The organism is Pseudomonas sp. o96-267, from assembly GCF_003935465.1.
In the GTDB taxonomy this organism is placed as follows: Bacteria; Pseudomonadota; Gammaproteobacteria; order Pseudomonadales; family Pseudomonadaceae; genus Aquipseudomonas; species Aquipseudomonas sediminis.
On record NZ_RHQP01000003.1, the window covers coordinates 1 to 14,173 of the forward strand.

Annotated in this window: 10 protein-coding genes and 1 tRNA gene; 10 read left to right on the forward strand and 1 reads right to left on the reverse strand. The window is 60.7% G+C overall.

Annotated features, from left to right (window positions below):
• Positions 1–262: 262 nt before the first annotated feature.
• From uca to EGJ86_RS02460, 9 genes are all read left to right on the forward strand, one after another.
• Positions 263–3,946, forward strand: coding sequence for an urea carboxylase (uca, locus tag EGJ86_RS02420; RefSeq protein ID WP_125833885.1), 3,684 nt, complete (start codon positions 263–265; stop codon positions 3,944–3,946).
• 325 nt (positions 3,947–4,271) lie between these two features.
• Complete coding sequence (locus tag EGJ86_RS02425; protein WP_125833887.1) at positions 4,272–5,738, forward strand: sensor domain-containing diguanylate cyclase; 1,467 nt, start codon at positions 4,272–4,274, stop codon at positions 5,736–5,738.
• Positions 5,738–5,941, forward strand: a complete 204-nt coding sequence (locus EGJ86_RS02430) for a cysteine-rich CWC family protein (protein WP_125833889.1) — start codon at positions 5,738–5,740, stop codon at positions 5,939–5,941. Before EGJ86_RS02425 ends, EGJ86_RS02430 begins: the two co-directional genes overlap by 1 nt.
• 3 nt (positions 5,942–5,944) lie before the next feature.
• Positions 5,945–6,637: a pseudouridine synthase gene (locus EGJ86_RS02435; protein WP_125833891.1), complete on the forward strand. Its 693-nt coding sequence runs from the start codon at positions 5,945–5,947 to the stop codon at positions 6,635–6,637.
• Between the two features lie 393 nt (positions 6,638–7,030).
• Complete coding sequence (locus tag EGJ86_RS02440) at positions 7,031–7,918, forward strand: alpha/beta fold hydrolase (protein ID WP_125833893.1); 888 nt, start codon at positions 7,031–7,033, stop codon at positions 7,916–7,918.
• A 123-nt stretch (positions 7,919–8,041) separates the two neighbouring features.
• Positions 8,042–8,115: transfer RNA gene (locus EGJ86_RS02445), tRNA-Gly, on the forward strand.
• A 289-nt stretch (positions 8,116–8,404) separates the two neighbouring features.
• Positions 8,405–9,847 (forward strand): HEPN domain-containing protein, encoded by a 1,443-nt coding sequence (locus tag EGJ86_RS02450; protein ID WP_125833895.1) that lies wholly within the window; start codon positions 8,405–8,407, stop codon positions 9,845–9,847.
• Between the two features lie 250 nt (positions 9,848–10,097).
• Positions 10,098–11,231: a mechanosensitive ion channel family protein gene (locus EGJ86_RS02455; protein ID WP_125833897.1), complete on the forward strand. Its 1,134-nt coding sequence runs from the start codon at positions 10,098–10,100 to the stop codon at positions 11,229–11,231.
• Between the two features lie 166 nt (positions 11,232–11,397).
• A complete protein-coding gene (locus EGJ86_RS02460) occupies positions 11,398–12,096 on the forward strand; it encodes an endonuclease (RefSeq protein ID WP_125833899.1) in 699 nt (232 codons plus the stop codon).
• Between the two features lie 187 nt (positions 12,097–12,283).
• Here the strand turns inward: EGJ86_RS02460 and EGJ86_RS02465 are convergent, their stop codons facing one another.
• Positions 12,284–12,481 carry a hypothetical protein gene (locus tag EGJ86_RS02465; RefSeq protein ID WP_108232820.1) on the reverse strand — a complete coding sequence of 66 codons (198 nt, stop codon included), beginning with the start codon at positions 12,479–12,481 and terminating at the stop codon, positions 12,284–12,286.
• Between the two features lie 73 nt (positions 12,482–12,554).
• Here EGJ86_RS02465 and EGJ86_RS02470 point away from each other — a divergent pair, with 73 nt between their 5' ends.
• Complete coding sequence (locus EGJ86_RS02470) at positions 12,555–14,075, forward strand: sigma-54-dependent transcriptional regulator (protein ID WP_125833901.1); 1,521 nt, start codon at positions 12,555–12,557, stop codon at positions 14,073–14,075.
• Positions 14,076–14,173: the final 98 nt, after the last annotated feature.

Consider the following 14,173-nt stretch of genomic DNA (forward strand, 5'->3'; position numbering starts at 1 on the left):
GCAGGGTTACAAGGTCAGCCCGTTCGGCCGACAGGATTTCGCCTCGGTGCAGATCGCACCATAAGGCGCCATCGTGGGGGGGGGGGGGCCCCCCCCCCCCCCCCCCCCCCCCCCCCCCAAGGCCCGGCGGGTTTCACCCGCCCTACAAAATCTGTCCCCCAACACGCGCGGCACGCATCACCCGACTTTTCTGCCACGGACGACCGTGGCACATGACGAATGACGGCGGGACGGCCCGCCATGACCTTCGAGGGTCACCCTGATGTTCGACAAACTCCTGATCGCCAACCGTGGCGCCATCGCCTGCCGCATCTTGCGCACCCTGCGTGAGCTGAACGTCGGCGGCGTCGCCGTATACTCCGAAGCCGACGCCGCCAGCCTGCATATCCAGCAGGCCGCTGAAGCCTTCTCGCTTGGCGACGGCCCGGCCGCGCAGACTTATCTTGTCGTGGAGAAAATTCTCGCCGTCGCCAAACAGACTGGCGCCCGAGCCATCCACCCCGGCTACGGTTTTCTCTCGGAAAACGCCGCCTTCGCCGAAGCCTGTGAAGCCGCCGGTATCGCCTTCGTCGGCCCGACGCCCGAGCAACTGCGCGTATTTGGCCTCAAGCACACCGCCCGCGCCCTGGCCAAACAGCACGGCGTGCCCATGCTCGAAGGCACCGAACTGCTGGAAAACCTCGAGGCCGCGCTGGTCGCAGGCGAAGCCGTCGGCTACCCGGTGATGCTGAAAAGCACCGCTGGCGGTGGCGGCATCGGTATGCGCGTATGCCGTTCGGCCGAAGAACTCTCCGACGCCTTCGAGGCAGTCAAACGCCTGGGCCAGAACAACTTCAGCGACAGCGGCGTATTTATCGAGAAATACATCCAGCGAGCCCGCCACCTGGAAGTGCAGGTGTTCGGCGATGGCCAGGGCGAAGTGCTCGCCCTCGGCGTGCGCGATTGCTCGGTGCAGCGCCGAAACCAGAAGGTGCTGGAAGAAACCCCGGCACCGAACCTGCCGGCCGGTATGGCAGACGAGCTCTGCGCCGCCGCAATCAAGCTGGCCAAAGCGGTGAATTACCGCAGCGCCGGCACCGTCGAATTCGTCTACGACAGCGAGGCCGAGCGCTTCTACTTCCTCGAAGTGAACACCCGCCTGCAGGTCGAGCACGGCGTTACCGAACAGGTGTGGGGCGTCGACCTGGTGCGCTGGATGATCGAGCTGGCGGCCGGCGACCTGCCGCCGCTGAGCGAACTGGCCAAGACGCTCCAGCCGTCCGGCCATGCCATCCAGGCGCGCCTGTACGCCGAAGACCCGGGCCGGGACTTCCAGCCCAGCCCCGGCCTGCTCACCGCCGTGCAGTTCCCCGAAGCCGACGGCAAGGCGCTGCGCATCGACACCTGGGTCGAAGCCGGTTGCGAAATTCCGCCCTACTTCGACCCGATGATCGCCAAGCTGATCACCTGGCAGCCAACCCGCGAACAAGCCAGCGCCGCTCTGGATAAAGCCCTTGGCGATTCCGTGCTGTACGGCGTGGAATGCAACCGCGACTACCTGCGCCAGATTCTGGCTGACGCGCCATTCGCCAGCGGCTCGCCCTGGACGCGCTGCCTGGAGAATCTGGTCTACCAGGCGACCACCTTCGAAGTGCTCAGCGCCGGCACCCAGACCAGCGTGCAGGACTTCCCCGGCCGCCTCGGCTACTGGGCCGTCGGCGTGCCGCCGTCCGGGCCGATGGACAGCCGCGCCCTGCGCCTGGGCAACCGCCTGCTTGGCAACGAAGAAGGCGCTGCGGCGCTGGAAATCACCATGAGCGGGCCGCTGCTGCGCTTCAACACCGACGCGGTGATCGCGGTGACCGGCGCCGAGATACCGCTGAGCATCGATCGCGTGGAACAGCCAATGAACACCGCGCTGCTGATCAAGGCCGGCAGCACCCTGGCCCTCGGCACCATCGCAGGCAGCGGTGCGCGCAGCTACCTGAATATTCGCGGCGGCATCCAGGTACCGGACTATCTGGGCAGCAAGAGCACCTTCACCCTCGGCCAGTTCGGCGGCCACGGCGGCCGTGCGCTGCGTGCCGGCGACGTGCTGCACCTGCTACCGCTCACCGATACCAGCAGTGGCTCCAAACTACCCGCCGAGCTTTACCCGCCGCTGCCAGCGGTGCGCGAACTGCGGGTGATCTACGGCCCGCACGGCGCGCCGGAATACTTCACGCCCGGCTATGTCGACAGCTTCCTCGCCACCGACTGGGAAGTGCACTTCAACTCCAGCCGCACCGGCGTACGCCTGATCGGCCCGAAACCGGAATGGGTGCGCGACAGCGGTGGCGAAGCCGGCCTGCACCCGTCCAACATCCACGACAACCCCTACGCCATCGGCGCGGTAGACTTCACCGGCGACATGCCAGTGATCCTCGGCCCGGACGGCCCCAGCCTGGGCGGCTTCGTCTGCCTGGTGACCATCATCGAGGCCGACCTGTGGCAGCTCGGCCAACTCAAGGCCGGTGACAAAGTGCGCTTCGTGCCGGTGGATATCGCCACGGCGCGGGAGTTGGCGCAAAGCAATGCACGTGAATACGCAGAACTCACGCTTGTCTCCCCTCTCCCGCTTGCGGGAGAGGGGCCGGGGGAGAGGGTTCTTGAAAACGCCCAAAGCCCCTCTCCCCAACACTCTCCCACAAATGGGAGAGGGAGCCGTTCGGTGTTGGCTTCCCCCATCGTCCTCGACATCGGCCATGCCGATACCCGTCTGGTCGCGCGCCTGTCCGGTGACACCCACCTGCTGCTGGAAATCGGCCAGCCGGAACTCGACCTGGTGCTGCGCTTCCGTGGCCATGCGCTGATGCAGGCACTGGAGGCCAAGCAACTGGACGGCGTGATCGACCTCACCCCCGGCATCCGCTCGCTGCAGGTGCACTACCAGCCGGAAACCCTGGCCCTGCAAGCGCTGCTCGATATCGTCGCCGGCGAGTGGGACGCCGTCTGCGCCGCACGCGATTTGAAAGTGCCGTCGCGTATCGTCCACCTGCCGCTGTCCTGGGACGACCCGGCCTGCCAACTGGCCATCGATAAGTACATGACCACAGTGCGCAAGGACGCACCCTGGTGCCCGAGCAACCTGGAGTTCATCCGCCGCATCAACGATCTGGAAAACCTCGACGAGGTCTACCGCACCGTGTTTGACGCCGGCTACCTGGTGATGGGCCTGGGCGACGTCTACCTCGGCGCACCGGTGGCCACACCGCTGGACCCGCGCCACCGCCTGGTCACCACCAAATACAACCCGGCGCGCACCTGGACCGCCGAGAACTCGGTGGGCATCGGGGGCGCCTACATGTGCGTGTACGGCATGGAAGGCCCCGGCGGCTACCAGTTCGTCGGCCGTACCCTGCAGATGTGGAACCGCTACCGCGCGGTCGAGGCCTTCGACGGCAAGCCCTGGCTGCTGCGTTTCTTCGACCAGATCCGCTTTTACCCGGTGAGTGCCGACGAACTGCTGCGCATCCGCCGCGACTTCCCGCTGGGCCGCTACCCGCTGCGCATCGAACAGAGCGAACTGGCCCTGGCCGACTACCAGCAGTTTCTCGATGCCGAAGCCGACGGCATCGACGCCTTCCGCCAGCAGCAACGCGCCGCCTTCGACGCCGAACGCCAACGCTGGATCGACAGCGGTCAGGCGCACTTCGAAGTCGAGGAAGCGGCCCCCGAGCAGGGTGAGGATGCCCCGCTCGACGCCGGCCAACACGCCATCGAAAGCCATGTTGCCGGCAACCTTTGGCAAGTGCAGGTCGAGCCCGGCGCCCAAGTGCAGGCTGGCGACGTGCTGGTGATCCTCGAGTCGATGAAGATGGAGATTCCGCTGACCGCGCCGATGGCTGGCACGGTACGCGAAGTGCGCGTACAACCGGGTTCGCCCGTGCGTGCCGGGCAGCGTGTGGTGGTGCTGGAAGAGGCCTGAAACGCTCGCCGCTGGAGCGCCTCCTACAGGGCCTGACCAGCCTTGTGGGAGCGGCTTGGCGGCACTCCGCTTAAACAGCGATCACGTAGGAGCGGCTTCAGCCGCGATCCACACCAACGCCGACTCCCTGTGGGAGGGGCTTCAGCCGCGACAGCCTTATGCTCCACCGCAATACCCGAAAAACCAATCGCGGATAAATCCGCTCCTACAGTCCGTGGCGCGGATGAAATCCGGGCCACATAACTGCACCGATTGTGATCACAACTGGCGCTATCCCCTCCCGGCAAGCTAGCATCACGCCATCAACCCGCTCCCGGATTCACCCATGTCCCTGCGCCCCAAACGGCACACGCAAACCTCGTTGGTGTTACTGCTCCTGTTCCTGCTTGGCAGCGGCTTTCTCACCACCTCGCTGCTGAGCTACTACGCCTCGCGCGACTCGATCCGTAACAGCATCATCAACACCGAACTGCCGCTGACCTCCGACACCGTCTATTCGGAAATCCAGAAGGACCTGGTGCGCCCCATCCTCATCTCCTCGATGATGGCCCGCGACACCTTCCTGCGTGACTGGGTGCTGGCCGGCGAACAGGACAACGGACAGATGACCCGCTACCTGCGTGAAGTGCAGGAGCACTACGGCGCCTTCACCAGCTTCTTCGTCTCCGACAAAACCAGCACCTACTACCAGGCCAAGGGCGTGCTCAAGCACGTAAAGCCGGATGAACCGCGCGACGTCTGGTACTACCGCGTACGCGACCTGAAAGAGCCCTACGAGATCAACGTCGACGTCGACATGGCCAACGCCGACCGCCTGGCCATCTTCATCAACTACAAGGTGTTCGACTACGACGGCAGCTTCATCGGCGCCACCGGCGTCGGCCTGGCGGTCGATGCCGTGGTCAAGCTGATCGACGAATACCAGGCGCGCTACGAGCGCAGCGTCTACTTCGTCGACACCACCGGGCGCATCACCCTGACCGGCGCTCAGGGCGGGCCGCTGGGTGCCCAGGTTGGCGATTCGCTGGCCGATGTGCCCGGCCTCGACGGCCTGATGGCAAAACTGCCCACGCCACAAAGCGGCCAGTTCGAATACCAGGAACAGGGCCGCGAGCACTTCCTCAACGTGCGCTACATCCCCGAGCTGGAGTGGTACCTGTTCGTCGATACGCAGGACAAGGCCCTGGCCGGCATCCGCCAGGGGCTCTACATCAACCTGCTGCTGTGCCTGCTGGTCACCGCCATCGTGCTGACCCTGGTGAGCCTGGCGATTCGTCGCTACCAACAGCGCATCGCCGCTCTGGCCACCACCGACAGCCTCACCGAACTGCCCAACCGCCGCGGCTTCGACATCCTCGCCGAACAGGCCCTGCAGGAAGCGCAGCGCGACAGCAGCCCGCTGTGCGCCGTGCTGCTGGACCTCGACAACTTCAAGCTGATCAACGACCAGCACGGCCACCTCGCCGGCGACCAGGTGCTGCACGATTTCGCCCAGCAACTGCGCGGCACGCTGCGCCAGGCCGACATTCTCTGCCGCTGGGGTGGCGAGGAATTCATCCTGCTGCTGAAGAACACCGACCGTCAGGCCGCCTACGATCTGGCCGAGAAGCTGCGCCAGCAATGCGCCGAACAGCGCTATGACGTCGAAGGCCAGAGCCTGCAGGTCACCGTCAGCCTCGGCCTCAGCCAATGGCACGCTGGTGAGAGCCTGCACGCCCTGCTCGGCCGCACCGACCGCGCGCTGTACCGCGCCAAGCAGGCCGGACGCGACCGCGTTTGCGTCGACAATTGATGGACACGCAACACCGCCCGCTATGCGGCAAGAGCAACCAGTGCAGCGTCGCCGCCGGGCGTGATGAACCCTGCTGGTGCTTCGGCGCGCAGATCGACCCAGCCGCGCTGCAGCGCCTGACGCCCGAGCAACGCAACCAGGCCTGCCTATGCCCTGCCTGCGCTGGTGTGCTGAAGGCCACTGAGCCCCGCGAGCGCGATTGAGCCATGCGCCTGGATCGCTTCCTCAGCAACTTCCCCCGCTTCAGCCGCCAGGACAGCCGCCTGCTGATCAGCGCCGGCCGCCTGCGTGTGGACGGCGCCGTGGTACACGACCCTCGCCATGAGGTGCGCGACTTCCAGCGTGTCGAGCTGGATGACGAACTGCTGCAAGCCGGTCGCAGCGCGCGCTACTGGATGCTGCACAAACCGGTCGGCGTGGTCAGCGCCACCGAGCACGACGAACACCGCACCGTCCTCGATCTGCTGGACGAGCCGGACAAACACGACCTACACCTGGCCGGACGCCTCGACCTGAACACCAGCGGCCTGCTGCTGATCACCAACGACGGGCGCTGGTCGCGGCGCATCACCCAGCCGCAGCAGCGCAAGCCCAAGGTCTACCACGTCACCACCGAACAGCCGATCACTGCCGAATACGCCGAGGTCTTCGCCCAAGGCCTGTACTTCGCCTTCGAAGACCTCACCACCCTGCCCGCCCAGCTCGACCTATTGAGCAGCCACCAAGCCCGGCTGACCCTGTTCGAAGGCCGTTACCATCAGGTCAAGCGCATGTTCGGCCACTTCCGCAATCGCGTCGTCGCCCTGCACCGCGAAAGCATGGGCGAAATCGTTCTCGACCCACAGCTCGCCCCAGGCCAATACCGCGCACTGACGGATGCAGAAATCGCCAGCGTTTGATCGTCGCCCTGCGCCTGAATTTGACTACCCGACCAACGGCATCGCCAATCGGCTACAAAGATGTGACTCACCCTTGCGTGGCTGCAAGGTAACTGCTTGAATCGAACCACAAGTCTTCAGGTGACCAGCCGGTCACAGAAAGACAGTGAAGTGTTTTTTCGGTTGATGGCGCTCTGCGCCGACTGGATTCCTGCCTGGTAACACCGCCCTCTCCAAGGCCCTGAAAAAGCCTGGAGCACTCGCCTGTTTCGATCCTAACTGATTGAAATTCCTATACTTATAAAAATCTCCAGCCTGACATCATGCTGTCACGCTCAGGCGCTTTTCTAACTGCTCATTCCAGCGCGAACGGTCGCCCGCTCGCCTTGCTCACTTGCGCCAGGAGGAAACGACATGAGGCCAGAAACCGCAGTCGTCGAGATCAACGGGAAGCACAAGGTACACACGGAGTTCTACGGCAATCCGGCAGCAAGCAAGACCATCATCCTGGTCAACGGCTCTCTGGCGACCACCGCCTCGTTCGCGCAAACGATCAAATACCTGCAGCCGCAGTTCAACGTCGTAGCCTTCGACCTGCCCTATGCCGGCCAGTCGAAGCCCTACAACAGCGACTTCACGCCCATCAGCAAGGAAGACGAGGCGGCGATCCTGCTGCATCTGATCGACCTCTACGGTGCCAACTACCTGATGTCCTTCTCCTGGGGCGGTGTCGCCTCCATGCTCGCCCTGGCCCAACGCCCGGCGACGCTGGAGAAGGCCGCGATCTGCTCCTTCTCGCCGATCCTCAACGTGCCGATGCTCGACTACCTGCACAAGGGCCTGCGCTTCCTGAACGCGGTGGATCGCGACAACGTCGCCCTGCTGGTCAACAGCACCATCGGCAAGCACCTGCCGTCGCTGTTCAAGCGCTTCAACCACAAGCACATCAGCACCCTGGATGAACACGAGTACCGGCAGATGTACGCGCACATCAAGCAGGTGCTGAGCATGGAAGCGAACTGCGGCAAGGAATGCCTGCAGGCCATCGACATTCCACTGATATTCGTCAACGGCGACCGTGACGAATACACCTCGGTGGAAGACGCCTGCCTGTTCGCCCAGCACATCGACCACGCCCAGTTCGCCGTGATCGACGATGCTGGCCACTTCCTCGACATGGAACACAAGGCCGCCTGGCTGCAGAGCCAACGCGTGCTGCTGGACTTCTTCAACGCCCCCAGCAAACGCCTGCAACTGCCAGTCAAAGGCGACCTGCGCGACCTCCAGGCTATGGCAGTATGAGAGGCACCGAACGCGGAGCGGATGCGTCTATCGGGCACCTCTAGAAACGTAGGTAGTTTCTAGAGGTGCCCGAACGCTCCGCGCTTCATTTCTGAGTCATGTTCCGGTATAAAGGCACCCGCTGCGGGTGTCGTATAATGGTAATACCCTAGCTTCCCAAGCTAGAGCCGTGGGTTCGATTCCCATCACCCGCTCCAGACAGCCAAGCAAAAGCCCCGTCATCACTGACGGGGCTTTTTCGTTTCTGGCGTTTGAAGGGCTTGACCGCAAGGGTTTGAGCCGGGAAATATGGCGTTTTGCGATCAAATAGAAAAGGCGCTAGGCGGGAAAATAAATCTGTCCCCTTTTCCTCGAAATAATGCCATCAACAGAACAGATTAGACTCGCCTTTCCTGAAAGATCAGGAAATCAAGTACAAGAAAAAAAATCAAAAAATCCAGAAGAAACTCCTGAGCCAGAAAGCAAAACAGTAACTAAGGAATAAAAATGAAGGAGCTAATAAGAAAAGAAACTGGACTATTTTGGTGGCACATTGAAGAAATACCAGAAGGCCAGTACGCGCCCCAGAAATCAATATCAGGAACTTTAGAAATTGACGCAAATGGACTAATTGAACTAGACCTAAATGGAATGCTTTCTGAGAAAGGTTTGGCGTCTGCAATTTTAGGACACATGAAAGATGAAAAACCTAAAGAGATACAAGGAATCCTAAAAGGATCAGGAGAGTATATTTTACTCAAAAACATTTACAGAAACGGAGGGCACTACTCTGCAGGAGGTATATCTCATGAAAAATTTATCGCAAGAAGCTGCTTAATAAGCACAAAAAAATTCAGCAAAAAGCAAAAGCCTGTATTTAACTTCGAAGTCACGTTAAGCGACCTAGAAGAATGGACAAATAACAAATCAATAGCAATTAAAAGAAATAATCGAAAGCTATACACAGAGTACTGCCCACCAAAAGATAAAAAGTACAAAACAAGCGAAGGATCATTACTCGTAAAATATGACATGACGGCTCCTTGGAACACAAGAAAATCCAGAAACGTCACATTGCATGAAAAAATTAAAATTGAATTAAAATCAACAAAATCACAAACCCTAGAATGGGTAGACAAGAACCATACAAAATTAGAAGGCCTACTAATAATACTAATAGGACAAAACATAAGCCTAGAATGGCCAACTGTATGCATCGGAAAAGAAAGAACACGATGCGAATACATATATCACAGACAGAAAGAATCGCCAGAGCCACCAAAGTTTCATGAAATAGCAGTGCCATTCACAACAATCCGAGATAACTTCGGTAATATTTTTGAGAACTGGCGAATAAGCCATGACATTTTCGGCCCTGGATTTTATTTATTCCTAGGAACCATAAGATCAAAAAAGAGCTACATAGAGAACAAATTTGTTAATTTAATATGGGGACTAGAGTCCCTACACAGAAAACTAACAACAAAACCTCAAAACGACAAAGCACTTGAAGATAAAATACAAAGAATCATCAACGAAGTAAGAAACAGCACGAACCTTAATAGAAGCGATAGAAAATGGCTGACAAAAAGGCTAGAGAGAGAAGTAGAAATAACACTTAACCAGCGATTGAAAGATATATTCTCAGAACTACCAATAATAATAGACGACGTAGAGCTAAATACCTTCTGTACGGAATGCGCAAACAGACGGAACGACATATCTCACTTCGGCGGTAACAGAGGTGAAAGAAGCTACGACGACTTTATAAATGAAATAAAAATAAAAACCGCAGCAATATTACATCTCTACCATGCAGCAATCCTCCTAAAAATAGGAGTAGAAAAGGAAAGAATATCATGGTGGATAATGGATGGGTTCAAGTCATACGAAATCAAAAGCATACTTGAAGAAGCCGGATTAAAAAAAATCAGCCGGTACGAAAATTGAGAGAACATAATCTACATCTCAATCAATGTCGAAAAAGTGTCGAAGTCACTGCAAGGGATAGCAGAAAAATGCCGTAGTGGCTGGACTGCAAGGCCAGTAAAGCCGGGCTTTGCGGATCACAGCGAGGCGCCGTAAAGGGTTCGACTCCCCCAACACTGAACTAACCCAAACCGCTCACCCATTTCCCCGGAACTTCTGCCCACCAACGCCACCAGAACCCTATATGTCTTTTTTCTGGAGGCCCCTGGCGATGGAACAGTGGAATATCTGGCTTGAACGCGATGTCTGGCTCAACGTGGCGATTGTCCTGGTCGCCACGGCGCTGATCTACAGCGTGCTGCGCACCCTGGTGAACACCCTGCACAAGCGTCTGAAAGCCGGGTCGGCGGACCAGGAGAGCAGTTGGTCGCACTTCATCGCCATGGTCATCGGCCGCACCAGCCGCGTGCTGTTGTTGGCGTTTTCCCTGCTGTTGGCGTTGCGTCTGGCGGACTTGCCGCTCGCCTGGCAAAGCGCGCTGAGCCATACCTGGTTCGTTGCCCTGGCCCTGCAGGTAGCGTTGTGGGTCGATACCGGCGTGCGCCTGTGGTCGCGCAGCCTGGTGATAGGCAAGAGCGGCGGCAGCTATAACCCGGTGATGACCACCATCATCAGCATCATGATTCTAATCGTGGTGTGGTCGGTGATGCTGCTGTCGATCCTGGCCAACCTGGGAGTGGATATCACCGCGCTGGTAGCCAGTCTGGGTGTCGGTGGTATCGCCGTGGCGCTGGCAGTGCAGACGGTGCTCAGCGATGTGTTCGCGTCGCTATCGATTGGCGTCGACAAGCCGTTCGAGATCGGTGATTTCGTGGTGTTCGGCGAAGTGGCGGGGTCCATCGAGCATATCGGTCTGAAGACCACGCGTATTCGTAGCCTCAGCGGTGAGCAGGTGGTGTGCGCCAACGCCGACCTGCTGCGCCAGATCGTGCACAACTACAAGCGCATGAATACCCGCCGTATCGTCTTCAAGTTCGGCATCAATTACGACACGCCCAGCGCCAAGGTGCGCCAGGTGTCGGAAAAGGTCGGCGACATCATCCGCGCCACGCCCAAGGCCAGGTTCGACCGCGCGCATTTTCTCGGCTTCGATGAAAGCCAGCTGACCTTCGAGGTGGTGTATATCGTGCTGACTTCGGACTACAACCAGTACATGGACATCCAGCAGGAGATCAACCTGCAACTGCTCGATGCCCTGCGCGAGCTGGACGTGCGCTTCGCCCTGCCCCGCCGCGATCTGCGCCTGGTGGGCGAGAGGATGCCGGTACTCAAGGTCGACGGCCTGCCACAACCGGCCCAGAGCGAGGGCAACGATTCGGATCAACGCTTGCCAAGGTTCAGCTGACGGCAAGGGCGGGAGGGCGCGAGAGCTGCTTGCAGGTTGACGAGCCGAGCAGCAACCAATGCGCCATTCCGCCCGCCATCAAGGCTTCTAGCCATCATCCAAGCATTTGAAAAACCTGACATTTTCATCTTCACATCGACAGCGGTGACGGCTACCCTGCCGCCCCATGATTCGACGTCTACTGCCCCTGCTCTGCTGTTTCACGGCCCTTTCCCTGCACGCCGCACCCGCCACTTTCGCCGAGGCCAAACGCCTGGCCTGGCCGCTGTATGAGCAGCAATCCACCGAGTTCTATTGCGGCTGCAAGTACAGCGGCAATCGGGTCGATTTGCGCTCCTGTGGTTACACGCCACGCAAAAACGCCAATCGCGCTCAGCGCATCGAGTGGGAACATATCGTCCCGGCCTGGGTGATCGGCCATCAGCGCCAGTGCTGGCAGAAAGGCGGACGCAAAAACTGCGCAGCCAACGACGTGCAGTTCCGCAAGGCCGAGGCCGACCTGCACAACCTGGTGCCGAGCATCGGCGAAGTGAATGGTGATCGCAGCAACTACAGCTTCGCCTGGCTGCCGCAGAAACCGCATCAGTACGGACGTTGCGAGACGGTGGTGGACTTCAAGGCGCGCAAGGTGATGCCGCGCCCGGCCATCCGCGGGATGATCGCGCGCACCTACTTCTACATGTCCGACCGCTACAAGCTGCGCCTGTCGAAACAGGACCGGCAGCTCTACGAAGCCTGGAGCAAGGCCTACCCGCCCAAGGTCTGGGAGCAGCAGCGCAACCAGCAGGTGGCGTGCGTGATGGGCTGGGGCAACCCCTATGTGGGGAAGGTGGATATGAGTCGCTGTGCGCGTAAGCGGGCGTAGGACGGCTTCACGTAGGGTGTCGCGGGGCCGCCTAGGCCGTGCGCACCAACGGCAGTAAGGCTGGTGCGCGCAGCGCACCCTACAGGTCGCGGCTAAAGCCCCTCCCACAGATGCGGGAGACTTGTGGGAGGGGCTTTAGCCGCGACAGTTTTGGCATGTTTCAAACAGTCCCCGGATTGCATCCGGCCTAAGCCAACCGCTGCAACTCGCGCCGCACCATATTGGCGAATTCCGGTGGGCTGAGCTGGTACAGCTCCTGCGCCACCCAGGGCAGCCAGCGCCCTTGCAGCTCGGCCTTGCGCGCCAACAGGCGCTGGGCCTCGGCTTCGGCGCGGGCCTGATGCTCGCGGTGGTAGTCGGCGCGGCTCGGTTTTTCTGTGCTCACGGTGCAGCCCTTTTCCTCATATCGAGCAGAGCAGGCATAATCGCCGCCTGTTCGCCCATTTCGACCATCATCAATGCGCATCCACGTCAGTTTCATCGACCGCGTCGGCATCACCCAGGAAGTCCTGGCGCTGCTTGGCGGGCGTAATCTGAACCTCGATGCGGTGGAGATGGTACCGCCAAACGTCTATATCGACGCACCGACCTTGAGCGCCGCCGTGCTCGAGGAGCTGCGCGGCGCGCTGCTGCAGGTGCACGGTGTGCAGAGTGTCGAGGTGGTGGACATTCTGCCCGGCCAGCGTCGCCGCCTGCAGCTCGATGCGCTGCTCGCGGCCATGCCCGATCCGGTGCTGGCGGTGGATGACCGTGCCACCGTGCTGCTGGCCAACCCGGCGCTGGTGGACATGTGCAACCGCCCGCCCGAAGGCCTGAGCATCGCCGCGCTGTTCGCCGATGACGCGCTGCAGCAATCGCTGCTTGCCGCTGGTTTCCATCAGCCGCTGCGCGAGGTGCATTTCGCCGGTCAGCCGCTGCTGCTCGATGCCCAACCGATCACCGAAGACGGTCGCCTGACCGGCGGCCTGCTCACCCTGTATGCCCCGAGCCGCATGGGTCAGCGTTTGGCTGCACTGCATCATGATCATGCCGAGGGCTTCGACTCGCTGCTTGGCGAGTCGGCGCCGATTCGCGCTCTCAAGGCCCGCGCGCTGCGGGTGGCATCGCTCGATGCGCCGCTGCTGATCCACGGTGAAACCGGTACCGGCAAGGAGCTGGTGGCACGCGCCTGTCACACCGTCAGCGTGCGTCGCACTGCGCCGTTCCTGGCATTGAACTGCGCCGCCCTGCCAGAGAACCTGGCCGAGAGCGAGCTGTTCGGCTACGCCCCCGGCGCCTTCACCGGCGCCCAACGTGGCGGCAAGCCGGGGCTACTGGAGCTGGCCAACCAGGGCACGGTGTTTCTCGACGAGATCGGCGAGATGTCGCCCTATCTGCAAGCCAAGCTGCTGCGCTTTCTCAGCGATGGCAGCTTCCGCCGCGTCGGTGGCGACCGCGAAGTGAAGGTGGACGTGCGCATCCTCAGCGCCACTCACCGCGACCTGGAAAAGATGGTCGGCGAAGGCAGCTTCCGCGAAGACCTGTTCTACCGCCTCAACGTACTCAACCTGGAAGTGCCGCCGCTGCGCGAGCGCGGCCAGGACATCCTGTTGCTTGCCCAGCATTTCATGGCCCAGGCCTGCGCGCAGATCCAGCGCCTGCCTTGCCGCCTGGCGCCGGCTACCTTCCCGGCGCTGCTGGCCGGGCGCTGGCCGGGTAACGTGCGTCAATTGCAGAACGTGATCTTCCGCGCCGCTGCCATCTGCGACAGCAACTGGGTAGAGATGGACGACCTGGATATCGCCGGCACCGAAGTGGCGCCGAGGGTGGAAGGGGAAGTCGCCAGCCTGGAACAGGCCATGGACGAGTACGAGAAGGCGCTGCTGGAAAAGCTCTACGACAGCCACCCTTCCAGCCGCCAGTTGGCCGCACGCCTGGGCACCTCGCACACCGCCATCGCCAAACGCCTGCGCAAGTACGGGATACCGGGCAAGCACTGACGCACTCGCTCCGTAGGATGGGTTAGGCGCTTGTTTTGAGCCTCGTTAACACCGCAGATTCCGATGCGCCGTAACCCACCATCGGCGCAATGCGGAAG